The organism is Flavobacterium rhizosphaerae, from assembly GCF_046000445.1.
Classification (GTDB): Bacteria; Bacteroidota; Bacteroidia; order Flavobacteriales; family Flavobacteriaceae; genus Flavobacterium; species Flavobacterium rhizosphaerae.
Genome location: NZ_JBELPZ010000011.1, coordinates 12,726 through 26,712 on the forward strand (window position 1 = coordinate 12,726; position 13,987 = coordinate 26,712).

General features: G+C 40.8%; 16 protein-coding genes. 12 read left to right on the top strand and 4 right to left on the bottom strand.

Features of this window, described 5'->3' with window-relative positions:
• Positions 1 to 36 precede the first annotated feature (36 nt).
• From ABS766_RS11235 to ABS766_RS11275, 9 genes are all read left to right on the top strand, one after another.
• Entirely contained in the window at positions 37 to 2,475 is a 2,439-nt protein-coding gene (locus ABS766_RS11235) for a bifunctional UDP-N-acetylmuramoyl-tripeptide:D-alanyl-D-alanine ligase/alanine racemase (RefSeq protein ID WP_408085255.1), read from the top strand.
• A gap of 60 nt (positions 2,476 to 2,535) precedes the next feature.
• Positions 2,536 to 2,979 (top strand): large-conductance mechanosensitive channel protein MscL, encoded by a 444-nt coding sequence (gene mscL, locus ABS766_RS11240; protein ID WP_408085256.1) that lies wholly within the window; start codon positions 2,536 to 2,538, stop codon positions 2,977 to 2,979.
• Between the two features lie 178 nt (positions 2,980 to 3,157).
• The gene (locus tag ABS766_RS11245; protein ID WP_408085257.1) at positions 3,158 to 4,147 is read left to right on the top strand and encodes an aspartate-semialdehyde dehydrogenase; all 990 of its coding nucleotides are present in this window, start codon (positions 3,158 to 3,160) and stop codon (positions 4,145 to 4,147) included.
• Between the two features lie 77 nt (positions 4,148 to 4,224).
• The gene (locus tag ABS766_RS11250) at positions 4,225 to 4,758 is read left to right on the top strand and encodes an STM3941 family protein (RefSeq protein ID WP_408085258.1); all 534 of its coding nucleotides are present in this window, start codon (positions 4,225 to 4,227) and stop codon (positions 4,756 to 4,758) included.
• Between the two features lie 25 nt (positions 4,759 to 4,783).
• Positions 4,784 to 5,119: a hypothetical protein gene (locus tag ABS766_RS11255; protein WP_408085259.1), complete on the top strand. Its 336-nt coding sequence runs from the start codon at positions 4,784 to 4,786 to the stop codon at positions 5,117 to 5,119.
• A gap of 157 nt (positions 5,120 to 5,276) precedes the next feature.
• Positions 5,277 to 7,655, top strand: coding sequence for a TonB-dependent receptor (locus ABS766_RS11260; protein ID WP_408085260.1), 2,379 nt, complete (start codon positions 5,277 to 5,279; stop codon positions 7,653 to 7,655).
• Positions 7,656 to 7,673: 18 nt separating this feature from the next.
• The gene (locus tag ABS766_RS11265; RefSeq protein WP_408085261.1) at positions 7,674 to 8,237 is read left to right on the top strand and encodes a type 1 periplasmic-binding domain-containing protein; all 564 of its coding nucleotides are present in this window, start codon (positions 7,674 to 7,676) and stop codon (positions 8,235 to 8,237) included.
• A gap of 150 nt (positions 8,238 to 8,387) precedes the next feature.
• Positions 8,388 to 8,765, top strand: a complete 378-nt coding sequence (locus ABS766_RS11270; protein ID WP_408085262.1) for a DoxX family membrane protein — start codon at positions 8,388 to 8,390, stop codon at positions 8,763 to 8,765.
• Between the two features lie 73 nt (positions 8,766 to 8,838).
• Positions 8,839 to 9,135, top strand: coding sequence for a hypothetical protein (locus ABS766_RS11275; protein ID WP_408085263.1), 297 nt, complete (start codon positions 8,839 to 8,841; stop codon positions 9,133 to 9,135).
• Here ABS766_RS11275 and ABS766_RS11280 read toward each other — a convergent pair.
• Positions 9,132 to 10,079 carry a lipid A deacylase LpxR family protein gene (locus tag ABS766_RS11280; protein ID WP_408085264.1) on the bottom strand — a complete coding sequence of 316 codons (948 nt, stop codon included), beginning with the start codon at positions 10,077 to 10,079 and terminating at the stop codon, positions 9,132 to 9,134. The two genes, ABS766_RS11275 and ABS766_RS11280, sit on opposite strands and share 4 nt — an antisense overlap.
• Entirely contained in the window at positions 10,079 to 10,759 is a 681-nt protein-coding gene (gene mtgA, locus ABS766_RS11285; RefSeq protein ID WP_408085265.1) for a monofunctional biosynthetic peptidoglycan transglycosylase, read from the bottom strand. The genes ABS766_RS11280 and mtgA overlap by 1 nt, the downstream gene beginning before the upstream one ends.
• Before the next feature lie 164 nt (positions 10,760 to 10,923).
• Here mtgA and ABS766_RS11290 point away from each other — a divergent pair, with 164 nt between their 5' ends.
• Positions 10,924 to 11,316, top strand: coding sequence for a hypothetical protein (locus ABS766_RS11290; protein ID WP_408085266.1), 393 nt, complete (start codon positions 10,924 to 10,926; stop codon positions 11,314 to 11,316).
• A 13-nt stretch (positions 11,317 to 11,329) separates the two neighbouring features.
• On the opposite strand, the gene ABS766_RS11295 is transcribed toward ABS766_RS11290, so the two are convergent.
• Positions 11,330 to 12,469, bottom strand: coding sequence for an acyltransferase family protein (locus tag ABS766_RS11295; protein WP_408085267.1), 1,140 nt, complete (start codon positions 12,467 to 12,469; stop codon positions 11,330 to 11,332).
• Between the two features lie 209 nt (positions 12,470 to 12,678).
• On the opposite strand from ABS766_RS11295, the gene ABS766_RS11300 reads away from it, so the two are divergent.
• Together ABS766_RS11300 and ABS766_RS11305 are read left to right on the top strand one after the other, a co-directional pair.
• Complete coding sequence (locus ABS766_RS11300; RefSeq protein ID WP_408085268.1) at positions 12,679 to 13,188, top strand: TPM domain-containing protein; 510 nt, start codon at positions 12,679 to 12,681, stop codon at positions 13,186 to 13,188.
• 19 nt (positions 13,189 to 13,207) lie between these two features.
• The gene (locus ABS766_RS11305) at positions 13,208 to 13,618 is read left to right on the top strand and encodes a DUF3592 domain-containing protein (protein ID WP_408085269.1); all 411 of its coding nucleotides are present in this window, start codon (positions 13,208 to 13,210) and stop codon (positions 13,616 to 13,618) included.
• Positions 13,619 to 13,672: 54 nt separating this feature from the next.
• Here the strand turns inward: ABS766_RS11305 and ABS766_RS11310 are convergent, their stop codons facing one another.
• Positions 13,673 to 13,957 carry a F0F1 ATP synthase subunit epsilon gene (locus tag ABS766_RS11310; protein ID WP_408085270.1) on the bottom strand — a complete coding sequence of 95 codons (285 nt, stop codon included), beginning with the start codon at positions 13,955 to 13,957 and terminating at the stop codon, positions 13,673 to 13,675.
• Positions 13,958 to 13,987 lie beyond the last annotated feature (30 nt).

Here is a 13,987-nt window from a genome sequence, read left to right on the forward strand (position 1 = left end):
TCTTTTAAAATACATATATAATTTCTCTTTACTACCTTGAGCATCCACATAAAACATATTACCCCGGCCATACATGCCCGTTTTGAAGGAGTTATACCGGATATGGAAATAGACAATGTGTCTATAGACAGCCGGTCTTTACAAAACAACAGCGGCACCTTGTTTTTTGCGCTGAAAGGCCAAAACCGTGACGGCCACAACTTTATACCTGCCCTGACAGAAAAGGGTGTACGGAATTTTGTAGTAAGCCATATCCCGGAACAGGCACAGGGTGCAGCTAACTTTTTTGTGGTGCCCGATGTACTGAAGGCCTTACAGGATTTTGCAGTGTACTACCGTGGGCTGTTCAGTTTTCCGGTTATTGCCATTACAGGCAGCAGCGGAAAAACCATTGTTAAAGAATGGCTTAATTTTTTACTGAGCCCCGATTATAACATCATCCGCAGCCCTAAAAGTTACAACAGCCAGGTTGGGGTGCCCTTATCGGTTATCGGCATTAACCAAAAACATAACTTTGGTATTTTTGAAGCGGGTATTTCTACAGTTGGCGAAATGGAAAAGCTGGAACCCATCATCAGGCCTGCTATTGGTGTGCTTACAAATATTGGCCAGGCCCATGACGAAGGTTTCACAGGACGTGCTCAAAAAATAGCCGAAAAGTTAAAGATTTTCAAAAATACCGAAGTAATTATCTTACAAAAGAGTGATGATGTGCAGGCCTTACTCAACCCCGGCAGCAAGACTTTTACCTGGAGTTTTGAAGAAGGGGCCGATGTAAAAATAGGCCTTAAAAAACAATCGGGAAGCACCGTTATTAAGGCAAGTTATTTGTCTGGTTTTGAAATAACTATCCCTTTTACGGATGAGGCTTCTATAGAAAATGCCATTACCTGCCTTATGGTATTGCTGTATATGGGCTACACACCTGAAGTAATAGGAACCAGGCTTTCAGCACTTTATCCGGTTGAGCTGCGACTTCAGGTTAAAAATGGCAATAACAACTGCACTATTATTGACGATAGTTATAATTCAGACTACCAATCACTTAAAATAGCGCTCGACTTTTTAGAGCAGCACAAAACCCATAAAAAAACTACCGTAATATTATCTGATATCTTCCAGAGCGGTTTTGAGACTGATGAACTGTACCGCAAAGTGGCCAGGCTACTTTCGGCACACAACATTAGCCGCGTAATAGGTATTGGGCGCACCATCAGCAAGAAGCTGGCTGAATTCCATGATTTTTACCCGTATAAAACTACAAAGCAGTTTTTATCGCGGTTAAATGAAAATACTTTTGAAGACGAAACTATACTCATAAAAGGTGCACGGAATTTTCGTTTTGAGGAAATTGTGGTTTTGCTTGAAGAAAAAACCCACGAAACCGTACTGGAAATCAACCTCAACGCTATAGTACACAACCTGAATTATTATAAGTCTAAACTAAAGCCCGAAACCAGGGTTATGGCTATGGTTAAGGCATTTGGCTATGGCAGCGGTAGTTATGAAATTGCCAAGATACTGGCCCACCATAAAATAGATTACCTTGGCGTGGCCTTTGCAGATGAAGGCATTGCCCTGCGCCATGCCGGGATTACCCTGCCCATTATTGTAATGAACCCCGAAAATAGCGCTTTTGCGGCTATGGCAGCCTACAATCTGGAGCCTGAAATTTATTCTGCAAAAGAGTTACAGGACTTTATAGCTATGGCACGGCAGCGTAACCTTAACAACTACCCCATACACATTAAGCTGGATACCGGCATGCACCGCCTTGGCTTTATGGAGCATGAGGTTGATGAGCTTATACAACTGCTGCAAAACAACAACTTAGTGGCAGTTAAAAGCATCTTCTCACACCTTTCATCAAGCGATGTGCCGGAATATCGCGATTTTACCCTGAAACAGATAGCACTGTTTGATAAGATTTCATCATCTATTATTGAGAAACTGAATATCAAACCCATACGCCACATACTTAACACCAGCGGGGTGTATAACTACCCCGAGGCACAGTTTGATATGGTACGGCTGGGTATTGGCATTTATGGTGTAGGCAATGATGCCTTCGAAAGGCAGCAGCTACAAACCGTAGGTACTCTTAAAACAACCATACTGCAAATAAAAGATATTGATCCTGGTGAAGGTGTAGGCTATAGCCGCCGTTACATTACACAGCAAAAAACAAAAATAGCCACACTACCCATTGGTTATGCCGATGGCATTCCCAGGGCGTGGGGTCGTAAAGGCGGTTATGTAGTGATAAACAATCAAAAAGCTGAAATTACCGGAACCATAAGTATGGACATGATGATGGTAAATGTTACCGGTATCGACTGTAAAGAGGGAGATATTGCTATAATATTTGGCGCTGCACCTACTGTAGTAGAAATTGCCCAGGCATTAGAAACCATCCCATACGAGGTTTTAACAAGTATTTCACAGCGTGTTAAGAGAATATTTTACAAAGAATAATATTGAATTTGTAACTTAGCCTTTCATCAAAAAACCAAAAACTAACAAAAACTTTAGCGTATGGCATTTATTAAAGATTTTAAAGCCTTTTTAATGAAGGGCGATATTGTAAACCTTTCTACAGCGGTTGTAATTGGTGCAGCATTCAGTAGTATTGTAAAATCGTTTACAGATGACATTATAATGCCCCCTATAGGGCTTTTATTGGGCAATGTTGACTTTACCGAACTTAAATATGTATTAAAAGAAGGCGTACCGGAGCAGGTTATCAACGGGGAAACCATTCCTGCAGTGGATGCGGTATCTATCAATTACGGTAATTTTATTCAGCTGATTATCAACTTTATTATAATCGGTTTCTGTATTTTTATGCTATTAAGGGCCTACCAAAAAACCAAGAAAAAAGAAGCAGAAGCACCGGCACCGGCAGCACCACCTGCACCCTCGGCAGAAGAGCAATTACTTATGGAAATTCGTGATGCCATAAAGAGCCAAAAGCAGTAAGCTTATTTTGTTTTAAATATAACAAAAAGTTATGAAGTTTCCGCTACACTATATATTTTAAAAAAATTCCTAACAAACCCGCCCCTACAGGGCGGTTTTTCTTTGTTATATTTTTAGCCATCAGAATACTTTTATAACTAATTTTGCCACTACATAAATCATTAATAACAATTATACTATGAAAGTTGCAGTGGTAGGCGCTACCGGAATGGTAGGCGAAGTGATGCTTAAAGTTCTGGAAGAAAGAAACTTCCCGGTTACTGAATTAATTCCCGTAGCCTCAGAGCGCTCAGTGGGCAAAGAAGTTACTTTTAAAGGCACTGCTTATAAAGTGGTAAGCCTTGAAACCGCTGTTGCTATGAAACCGGAAATAGCATTATTTTCTGCCGGGGGCGATACTTCTAAAGAATGGGCGCCAAAATTTGCAGAAGCAGGGACTACCGTTATAGACAACTCCAGTGCGTGGCGTATGGATGCCACAAAAAAACTGGTAGTGCCCGAAATTAATGCCGATACCCTTACTAAACAAGATAAAATTATAGCCAACCCCAACTGCTCTACCATACAAATGGTTTTGGCCTTGGCGCCGCTTCATAAAAAATATACTATTAAACGCGTAGTGGTATCTACCTACCAGAGCGTTACAGGTACCGGGGTAAAAGCCGTACGCCAGTTAGAAAATGAATATGCCGGTATTGAGGGCGAAATGGCTTATAAATACCCTATACACCGCAATGCTATTCCGCAAATAGATGTATTTGAAGAAAACGGCTATACTAAAGAAGAAATGAAAATGACCCGTGAAACCAAAAAAATCATGGGTGATGATGCTATAAAAGTTACTGCTACTACCGTGCGTATACCTACTGTGGGCGGGCATAGCGAAAGTGTAAATGTGGAGTTTGAAAAGGATTTTGATCTTGCGGAAGTGCGTCAGCTACTCGCTGAAACTTCAGGTATTACAATACAAGATAATATAGCTGCTTTTGAATACCCTATGCCGTTGTATGCCGAGGGTAAAGACGATGTTTTTGTGGGCCGCCTGCGCCGCGACGAAACCCAGCCTAATACGCTTAACATGTGGATAGTAGCCGACAATTTACGCAAAGGCGCTGCCACAAATGCAGTACAAATCGCACAATACCTTGTAGATAACAGGTTAGTATAATACTTTTAGCCTATATTTATAACCTGCAGCGCCATAAGCATTGCAGGTTTTTTTATAATCAGAATCTAAAATGCTGTATGGAAAAAATTGAAATACCTTTAAATAAATCAAAGTTACTTTTTGGAATTGGAGGCGCGATACTGTTTGTCACTACAGGGATATATCTTTTAAATTTGGCAGAGGAGCAAACTAAATTTAACCCTATAGTAGTTACAATAGTGGGGTGGCTGGCAATATTATTTTTTGGAATAGTGGGTATTTACGGTATGATAAAGCTATTCGATAAAAAAATAGGGGTAGCTATTGATGAAGACGGCATTTTAGACAACTCTAATGCAGGTAGCGTTGGCCTAATAAAATGGACAGATATAACTCAAATAAAAACAGAACAAATAAAATCTACAGCATTTTTATTGATTTTTGTAACTAATCCCCAGGAGTATATTAATAGAAATAAAGGGCTTAAAAAAAAGCTGCAACAGGCAAATATGAAAATGTATGACACGCCTATTGCTATAACATCAAACACACTCCAATGCAGTTTTAAAGATTTGGAAAGGCAAGTACGCGAAAAGTTTGCAGAATTAAACGCAACACAGTTGCATTTATAAAGTATTCTTTATTACCTTTGCCCTCATGAAGAGAAAGTTTGCGTTATTTAACCTTACGCTTATGGCTGTTGTTTTGTTTACAACAGCCTTTCAGTCTTTTCATGCCTTTAGCCATAAGCACACGCACAGCCATGTTCAAAATAAGGAAATAAAAAAGTTTGGTGTACAGCACCACGCTGATAATGATGATGATTGTTCCATCTGCCATTTCCATTTTGATTTTTTTATAGCGCCAGAGCAATTCTGCTTACGGTTAGATTTCCCTTTTAAAGCTATCCCCTATAGCTTTAACAGTATAGAAGGCTCACCAGCCTTTAAGGGTAGCCTGTTTGCCCTTCGTGCCCCACCTGCTTTAGTATAACCTTAAAGAATAAGCTTTTTAACCTTGCAATCTGGCTACTGTAATATGCCGGTAAATTTCCTGGTATATTACATCAATTAGCTTGCTATAGGCTATTCTTTTACAATACTGCTGTTGTACAACGGCTTAGAGGTATTATACTAAATCCCTATTTTTCATGAAGATATATTTTATGCTGCTCTTGCTGGCAGTAAGCGGGTATACATTCGCCCAGCATACGCTGTCGGGCATTGTTACTACAAGCCTGAATCAGCCCTTAACCGGCGCCCATATTCACTTAGACAACAACCATACAGTCACAATGCCCGATGGCAGCTATACATTAGGCAGTGTACCAACAGGTAAACACCGCATTGTGGCCTCATATATAGGCTACAAAAGCCTTGATACACTTGTTGATATTTATAAAGATATTACGCTCAATGTGCAGCTGAAACCTGAAACCACTCAACTGGAAGAGGTTGTACTGACAGAAAATTATACTACCCAGAATACTACCCATGAAAATCGCCTGGAACAGGACCAGATAGAAAAATACAGCAGTGCCACATTGGGTGATGCCCTAAGGGAGATACCCGGTGTAAGTACGCTTAAAACCGGTAGTGCCATAGTAAAACCCGTTATTAACGGGCTGCACAGCAGCCGCGTGCCGGTTTTTAGTAATGGGGTGCGGCTGGAAGACCAGCAATGGGGTGCTGAGCACGCCCCGAATATTGATATTAATGCTGCCGGAAAGGTTACAGTAATTAAAGGTGCAGCCGGGCTGCAATACAGTGGCGATGCCGTAGGCGGGTTGGTATTGGTAGAGCCGTTATCAGTGCTTAAAGATACGCTGTTTGGCAAAACATTGCTTACAGCAAATAGCAACGGGCGTGGGGGTGCCATAAGCAGCAGCCTGCATAAAGGTGCAGAAAGCGGCTGGGCATATAATGTAAATGGGACGCTAAAGTATATGGGTGACAGGCAGGCGCCGGATTATGTAATATCTAACAGCGGCAACCGCGAGGGCAACTTTGCCGGAAATGTAAAATATCTGGGGGACAATTATTTGTTAGGGGCTTCTTACAGCTTTTATAATGCCGAAATAGGTATTGCGGCAGCCACCCATATTGGTAATGTGGCCGATTTAGTACGAGCCATAAACAGCCAGGAACCCAGTGTAGTGCGCCCCTTTACGCATGCTATTGGCGTGCCGAAACAGCAATTGCAACACCACCTGGCAAAGTTAAATTACAAACGTAATATTACAGATAACCAAACCCTTTCGCTGCAATATGCCTTTCAGCTTAACAAAAGAAAAGAGTATGATATACGCCGGGGGGCTTTAGCTGATGTGCCTGCGTTAGATTTAACACTGGTTACCCACTCTGCCAATGCCGACTGGAAAAAAGAACAGGGTGACGAAACGTACAAAGCAGGCATTAGTGCTGCTTACCAGCATAACAATGCCAGCCCAGATACAGGTGTACGCCCACTTATACCCAATTACACCAAGTACGATGCCGGGGCTTATGGCATTTACACGCATCATTTTGCCAACAGTATTACAGGCGAGGCCGGTTTGCGCTATGATTTTAGCCATGTAGATGCTGATAAATACTACCAAATTTCCCGTTGGGATGATTTAGGCTATGACAATGGCTCTTTTGATAATATCATTGTAAAAGATTACGGCTCCCAATATCTTACCAATCCTAAATTTACCTATCACAATGTTTCGGCAAGCCTGGGATTGCGCAAGCAATTTAACCACAGCATAAACCTGTTAGGGAACCTCAGCCTTGCTATGCGCAACCCCAACCCCAGCGAGCTTTTTAGCGATGGCCTGCATCATGGCAACGCCACAATAGAGCTGGGCGACTTACGCATAAAAAAAGAGCAGTCGGTTAAAGCTTCGGCTACCCTGCTAAAAACCGAAGGCGATTTTACTTTTGAGGTTACGCCTTATATTAATTCCATCCGCAATTTTATATACCTGCAGCCCACCAAGGTTGAGTATTCCAACCGCGGCACATTTCCTGTATACCATTACAGGCAAACTAATGCGCTTTTAACCGGGGCTGATGTGCATGTAGGGTATGCCTTAAACAATCACCTGCAATATACCTTTAACGGTGCTTATGTATATGGACAAAACAGCAGCAGTAATACTGCCCTTATAGATATGCCCCCACCAAACATTAGCAACATAATACGTTATACCTGGATCGGTTGGCACGAGGCCTTTGCTGAATTGCAAAGCGAGGCAATTTTTACTCAAAAGCGATATCCCAATTATAATTTTTATGCCGATGTACCACAGGATGGGGCATTAGTGCCTACCTATGTAAACATCAGTACACCCCCCGCGGGGTACCATCTTTTACATTTAAGCAGCGGATGCAATTTTAAACTGGGAAACAAAACAGGGCTTGCGGTAAAAGTATCTGTGTATAACCTTTTTAATACCACCTACCGCGACTACCTCAACCGCCAGCGGCTCTATACCGATGAGCCGGGGCGTAACATTCAGCTACAATTAAAATTAAATTATTAATCCATAAATTTTATACCTATGAGAAATGTAAAATTCGCAGCTATGGCTGCACTAAGCCTTATCACACTTGCTTCATGCAGTAACGATGACGATTCCGGACCTGTTAATGAGGAGGAAGTAATTACTACCGTAACAGCTACGTTTACCCCCGAAGCCGGAGGCAATGCTGTAATATTAACCTCACGCGACCTTGATGGTGACGGGCCTGATGCCCCGGTGGTTACGGTTTCTGGTAATTTTTCTGTCGGCTCAGTCTATGATGGCACAGTAACTTTTTTAAACGAAATGGAAAGCCCTGCTGAGGATATTACTACCGAGATTCATGAAGAAGCGGTAGACCACCAGATATTTTTCCAGCAAAACGGGCTGGGTAACTTTGTATATGATGATACTGATGCTAATGGCCACCCGGTGGGACTGCATTTTACCTATACCGCTGCCCAAAACCCTGTGAGCAGTAACTTAATCATAACACTACGCCACCTGCCAAACAAATCAGGTCAGGGAGTTCCTGGCGGAGACATTACCAACGCCGGTGGTGGTACCGATGCAGAAGTTATTTTTCCTGTTACAGTGGAGTAATCTTTTACCTACAATATCCTGTGTGTTGTTAACCAAATATGTTCCACAGGGTATTGTAGGTTAATTTCTTAAAGAAATCTTAAAATATTACATATTTATTTTTTAACTTAGGTAAAAATTAAGCAATTATCAACCTTAACACTTTTGCCTATGTATTCAAAATTTACTCAAATAGTAAGGATCGCTTTAGGCACAATCCTGATTGTTTTTGGTGCCAATAAAATCTATAACTTCATCCCGCTTCCCCACCCGCCAGAACAAGCTGCTGACTTTTTAAATTCACTTGCTGATACGGGTTATATTCTTACGGTCGTCGCAATTTTCGAAATTATAATTGGGCTATTGCTTATATTAAAGCTTTGGGTACCATTTGCACTATTTTTGTTAGTGCCTTTATCACTAAATATTTTATTATTTCACCTTTTTCTTGATGTGCCCGCTATTGGCACAGCCATTTTGGTGGTAGGCCTAAACGGAATTTTACTCTATAAATACCGGCAAAAATATAAACCTCTTTTTATTGACTGATTTATATAATACATTTGCATACATAAAGCAACACTTAAAAAAAAGCCTGGTGTTGCTTTTTATTATACACTTTATGACTATACTAACCGATAAAACCCAACTGGTAAAATTTACAAGGTTAATACTTGGCGCAGAAGTTACAATTCTTATACTACTACCTGTAGTACTCATTCTTTTTAAAACAGACTATAATCTGGATATTTTTTATCCTGTTATACTTTTTGGGTCAGCATTTATAAATTTAGCACTACTAATTGCTGTGCTACTGGTACGCCCAAAGTTTTTCTGGCTATATAGCCTTTTATTGGTTACAATACCTGCAATGCCTGTAATATTATTACTTTGGGCAATGGCAGGTGTATCATGCTAAAACAAAATATAGCCCAGCTTTACAGAGCCATAATAAAACCCGGTAATAACATTATTGCTTAATTCTTTACCACGGTAGTTGAAAGAAAAACCATAATTCCAACGTTTACGCGCGTATTTAATGCCTGCCTCGGCATTAAACCGTAATGGTATAAGCGGAAAAGTAACCGGGCTGTCATTATTAAACGGGCTGCCCTGTATGGTAGCATCAAACCCCATGTACTGCAGGTTAGGGTTAAAATATATAAACAGTTCTTCCCTATGAGCATAAACATCTTTATTAGCCGTAAGTGTAGCATTATGCAAAGCACTTTCGTATATGGGCAGCAAATTATCTTTAAGGCTAAGACGCACCATGGCCCCTACTGATGCACTTAGCCATATTGTGCCGGCATTAACTTCTCCCTGCAGGTAAAAATCTGTTTTTTCATGATAGCGTTTGGGCAGTATTTTATGGCTATAAAAAATACGCGACTGCAATGCAGGGGTGGTGGTTATCTGGTAATTCCAGCCGTGCACGGTATGTAAACCCAACACCTTATGCAGGCCTTCCTGAAATTGCCTCGCATAGGATTCCGGCCCCACAACCCCGGCCTGAAACGCCACTTTTAAAACACTTTCATTTTTAAAAAATGTATTGATGCCTGCCTCTGCAAACAGGTAACCGGCAAAAGGCCTGTCATGTACCTCTATTTCGCGCGCACGTACCGATTGAGGGTTGTAAATATATTGTCCTATTTTAAATTCATTTACCACCTTAGCTACATCTTCGGCTCGGGGTGTGCCAAGTGTACGGTAAAATATTTCTATCCCGTTGGTGTAATATTGATCGTTATAAAAAGAAGTATAGGAGTCGTTATCAGATACAAGGCCTATTTCAGAAACATGCTGTGCAAAGACAGGGCAGTAAGCAAAAAAGGCAATAATAACGCAAAAACGTATCATTATTCGTATTTCAGTTCTACATAGCGCATCAGCTTTATTATCCTGCCTTTACGCCTTTCAATATAGCCTGATGAACGGGTTGCCCTAAAACGGAACGGATTGGGTAATATGGCGGCAATGCCTGCGGCTTCGTATTTGGTAAGGCTGGCAGCATCTTTATGGTACCAGTGCTGTGCCGCTGCCTGCGCGCCATAAACCCCGTCGCCCATTTCAATACTGTTCAAATACACCTCCATAATACGTTCTTTGCTCCACAACAACTCAATAAGTACTGTAAAATAAGCCTCAAGGCCTTTACGCAGGTAACTCCTCCCCTGCCATAAAAAAACATTTTTAGCCGTTTGCTGGCTTATAGTGCTGCCCCCCTTTAGTTTTTTACCCTTTTTATTGTTTTTATAGGCTTTGTACATGGCATCAAAATCAAAACCATGGTGGGTAAGAAAACCGTCGTCTTCACTCGCAATAACCGCTTTTTGCAGGTTTGGCGATATCTCACTAATTGGCACCCAGTCGTGGCTGCTGTGCATTTCCTTTCCGTCAGCCTTTTGTTCAAAAGCCCGGCTTATCATTAGCGGTGTAAACGGTACAGGTACAAAACGGAAAAGCAGTACTGATACTACCGATAACACAAAGAACCACAGGAATAATTTCAGGACAAAACGGAATAGTTTTCGCAGCATCTGGTTTACCAATTAAAGTAAGCGAAAGTACAAAAAACAGCCCTATTATAATAATTATTTCTTGCCTTACACAGGTACTTGATAATGGAAGTTACGGAGGTATAAACAAAATACTTTTAAATCTGGCAGCATTTTTGAGAAGGTTTTTACAAACCAATTACCCTATGAAACACCTGTTTACTTTATTTACTATTATATTTTGCAATCTATTCGCCCAGGCGCAGGTAAAAATTAACCTGTACAATTCAACAGGCCATAACCTGGAAAATATTATAATTAAAGACCATAATTATGACTCGCTTAACATTGGCGAATCTAAACTTATTGAGGTGGGATCTATACATGTTTTAGGCAACACCCCTTATATTAATTTCTCTGCAATGGTGGGTGGCGTTCCCAGAAAAACCCATAAGGAATCGTTAGGCATAGGTTCCGGGATTAAATTTACCTCATACGGCACGTACAATTTATCAATCCATTTAATTAACGGGCAGCTTACTTATGGCGGTGGTATCTCACGCCATTTAAAACGATGTGGAAATGATATGCGCCCTTAAACAGAACAAACTTTTACTGCCTCTTTTTTCTTTTAAGGAAACGGCGCACCGGCTCATCATAGAGTTTAAGTGCGGCGTAAGCCAGTACAAGCGAACCAGCAAAAACAAGTACCATATAAGGCCAGGCATCATTTAAGGATGGGCGGTTTCCATCAACCGTATTTCGTTCAACATACGCCCAGTAAATGTATATAAGCGGGTAATGTGTTATGTATAGCGGGTACGAGATATCACCCAAAAACCTGCATAGCCTGCCCTGTAGCCCTCCGGGCATGCCACCCCCGGCCCCCATATACACAATTAGCGGAAATAATAAAATTATACACGCACTTTCATAAAGTCCATTAATATATAATGTTTTTTCGGTCCCCAGCCTGGGCAGGGCAAGTATGATTACCAATAGCAGGCTGCACCATAGAAAAGCGCGATGTACCGACTTTATCTTTACCACCCTAAACAGCAACAGCCCCCCAAAAAAGGGAAACATCATACGGCTGAACCCAATTTGCAGGCCACTTGCAGAAAGCTCCCAACCGCCTACCACATCTCCGTTTTTACCAAAAACAGCAACATATACCAGCGCAACAGCCGAAAGACACACCAATACAGCAAGTGCTGCCTTGCTAAGCCTGCGGCCAAAAAGAGCATAAAATATATTAGCTATATACTCATAAAAAAGAGACCATCCCGGGCCGTTGAGCGGGTGCATTTCTCCCCACCCCCTAATTTCCTGCGAGGGGGTCAGCGGCCATAATGTGCAGCCTATAAGGGTAACTATTATAAGTTTCCACACAGGCGTTTCGGCTACCTTTGGCATCCACGGGCTGGCCTGCAAATAAAACAGTACGGCACCCACAACCATACCAAAAACCACCATAGGCTGCAAGCGTACAAGCCTGCGGCGAAAAAATCCGGCAATATTCATTTTACCCCAACGGTCATCATAAGCATAGCCTATCACAAACCCCGACAGCATAAAGAAAAAATCAACCGCAAGGTATCCGTGGTTTATAATCTGGTCTTGGTGCGATGTGGCATGAGCTTCAAATATATGAAAAGCTACTACCATAAGGGCAGCTATGCCCCGCAGGCCATCCAATATGGCATAATGTGGCTTTGTAGGCAGTGCAGTGCCTTTTACAGCTTGGTTCATTGGTTTTAATTTAAATCCAAAAATAAAAAAAGTTAGCAACAGGGCACCTTAAATCTGCTTATTTAAAATTTTATAAAACACCGGGGCAATATGCAGTGCGAATTATTTATAGCTTTGTATTGTATAAAAACACTATAAAGCATTTATTGCTGTACGCTACAGCACAATAAGCCGGTATTGCAGGCGTTTGTTGTACAGAACTTATTTTTATGAAGGATATTTATATACTGTTATTACTGTTTTTTGGCATAAGTGGCATTGCCCAAACCAATCCGCAGGCTGCCACAAGTGCGCCTGATACAGAACCACTACCCGAGCCTACAAGTATTGTAACCGATTATGAACACTTATATACCCCCTACCAGGAAGAACAACTTACAGACCTGATGAACCGCCATCATTTAGAAACAGGAATTAAAATAATTTTGGTAACCATAAACCCCTTAAAAACCCAAAAAGAACATTTTGAAGAGATTATTATACATGCTGGCGATGTGCTTGGGGCCGATAAGAAAAGTATAATAATAGGCATATCTGCCGGATACCACCGCATACGCATTATTAATGGTGCCAATGTAATTCCTTACCTCAGCGATAAAAAAACCAATGAGATTATAAATGCTGTTTTTGTGCCTCAATTTGGCGAAAACCAATATTACCAGGTCACCGTTAATGGTATTAACGAAATTGTGCGGGTTATAAAAGAAGGCAATAAATAAAGCTGATAAAAATTACTGCGTGATAAATGAAATTATAGTTTTTATTATTTCTGTGCCGTTTATTATGGTGGGAAATAATTTGCTGTTAAAAAGAAATTACCTTAAAATATCGGGTAAAAAAGCTACTGCCATAATTTATAAAAACAACAGGAAATATGGCTCTGATAGTGATGAAACATATTATCCTGTGGTACGTTTTTTAACCGATAAAAATGAGCAGATAACACAGGAGCTGGATTGTGGAACAAATCCTCCAAGAACACTTGGAAAACATATTGAAGTATTGTATGATCCGCTAAACCCAAATAATGTAATTGAAAATAATACTTTTAATACCATAGCCTTACCCTGGCTATTTATAGTATTGGGAACATCAGGCATACTTATAACCGTGCTTGAATTATTAGACATTACTGACATAATACACTAAACAAAAAACCCTTTCCGTTACCGAAAAGGGTTAATTTAGTAAGTATAAATGAATTTAATCAACCAATATAATGATTCTGTTGTCTTTAAGTTCCAGTGTGCCGCTTTCAATCGGCAAAAAGAACTTCTGGTCTTTGTCTGATTTTATAAAACGCTCAGTAAACTGCACAGTCTTAAAATCAGGAACCGCTATTTTGATGTTGCCTTTAGCCAGTATAGAAACAATATTGGCATGGTGGTCAAGCATCTGGAACTCACCATTTATTCCTGGCACCGTTACAGATGTAGCGTTGCCTTTGTATAAATGCCCTTCCGGTGATACTATTTCTAATGATAACATTTTTATATAGTTGTTAGTTGCCGGTTGCTT

Excerpts from the sequence above, each read along its gene's own strand:
- mscL (WP_408085256.1), top strand. The coding sequence starts at position 2,536 with ATGGCATTTATTAAAGATTTTAAAGCCTTTTTAATGAAGGGCGATATT.
- ABS766_RS11245 (WP_408085257.1), top strand. The coding sequence starts at position 3,158 with ATGAAAGTTGCAGTGGTAGGCGCTACCGGAATGGTAGGCGAAGTGATG.
- ABS766_RS11250 (WP_408085258.1), top strand. The coding sequence starts at position 4,225 with ATGGAAAAAATTGAAATACCTTTAAATAAATCAAAGTTACTTTTTGGA.
- ABS766_RS11255 (WP_408085259.1), top strand. The coding sequence starts at position 4,784 with ATGAAGAGAAAGTTTGCGTTATTTAACCTTACGCTTATGGCTGTTGTT.
- ABS766_RS11260 (WP_408085260.1), top strand. The coding sequence starts at position 5,277 with ATGAAGATATATTTTATGCTGCTCTTGCTGGCAGTAAGCGGGTATACA.
- ABS766_RS11265 (WP_408085261.1), top strand. The coding sequence starts at position 7,674 with ATGAGAAATGTAAAATTCGCAGCTATGGCTGCACTAAGCCTTATCACA.
- ABS766_RS11270 (WP_408085262.1), top strand. The coding sequence starts at position 8,388 with ATGTATTCAAAATTTACTCAAATAGTAAGGATCGCTTTAGGCACAATC.
- ABS766_RS11275 (WP_408085263.1), top strand. The coding sequence starts at position 8,839 with ATGACTATACTAACCGATAAAACCCAACTGGTAAAATTTACAAGGTTA.
- ABS766_RS11280 (WP_408085264.1), bottom strand. The coding sequence starts at position 10,079 with ATGATACGTTTTTGCGTTATTATTGCCTTTTTTGCTTACTGCCCTGTC.
- mtgA (WP_408085265.1), bottom strand. The coding sequence starts at position 10,759 with ATGCTGCGAAAACTATTCCGTTTTGTCCTGAAATTATTCCTGTGGTTC.
- ABS766_RS11290 (WP_408085266.1), top strand. The coding sequence starts at position 10,924 with ATGAAACACCTGTTTACTTTATTTACTATTATATTTTGCAATCTATTC.
- ABS766_RS11295 (WP_408085267.1), bottom strand. The coding sequence starts at position 12,469 with ATGAACCAAGCTGTAAAAGGCACTGCACTGCCTACAAAGCCACATTAT.
- ABS766_RS11300 (WP_408085268.1), top strand. The coding sequence starts at position 12,679 with ATGAAGGATATTTATATACTGTTATTACTGTTTTTTGGCATAAGTGGC.
- ABS766_RS11310 (WP_408085270.1), bottom strand. The coding sequence starts at position 13,957 with ATGTTATCATTAGAAATAGTATCACCGGAAGGGCATTTATACAAAGGC.